Source organism: Salinactinospora qingdaonensis (assembly GCF_039539445.1).
In the GTDB taxonomy this organism is placed as follows: domain Bacteria; phylum Actinomycetota; class Actinomycetes; order Streptosporangiales; family Streptosporangiaceae; genus Salinactinospora; species Salinactinospora qingdaonensis.
The window spans coordinates 1-528 of sequence record NZ_BAABDD010000095.1 but is presented as its reverse complement, the minus strand read 5'-3'; the positions used below and the strand labels follow the sequence as shown (position 1 = coordinate 528).

Sequence of the window (528 nt, the reverse complement as noted above, 5' to 3'; positions counted from 1 at the left end):
CGTAGCGCGGCAACCGCTCCGGCCCGATGATCAGCGCGGCGATCACGCCGAGCAGCAGCAGCTTCTCGATCGTGATGCCGTTGAACATGCCTCCCAGGTTACCGCCGCGCCTGAGCACTCCCGTGCCGCCTCGCGCATAGGCTGAGCCCCGGAGGATCACATGGGCGACTACGACGCGAACAACCGCTTCGCCGCGGAGGCGACGAGCGAGCCGGACCACATCGCGCGGGCCCGCGCGTTCGCGTACGAGCTCGGGGCGACGCCGATCAGCGCACCCGTCGGCGCGCAGTGCGCGCTCATCGCGGCGGCGTCGCAGGCGCTGAACATCGTGGAGATCGGCACGGGCGCCGGCGTGAGCGGACTGTGGCTGCTGCACGGCTCGCCGCGTGCCACGCTCACGACGATCGACAGCGAGCCCGAGCACCTGGGCGCTGCCCGTCAGGCGTTCGCCGAGGCGAAGATCCCGCCCGCCCGCGCCCGGTTCATCACCGGCCGCGCCGCGGAGGTCCTCCCCCGTATGAACGAAGC

Annotated in this window: 1 protein-coding gene; it reads left to right on the top strand. The window is 72.2% G+C overall.

The annotated features are described in order from the left end of the window. Positions 1 to 160: 160 nt before the first annotated feature. A partial coding sequence (locus tag ABD848_RS24940; RefSeq protein WP_425567709.1) for an O-methyltransferase occupies positions 161 to 528 on the top strand: 368 nt, incomplete at its 3' end.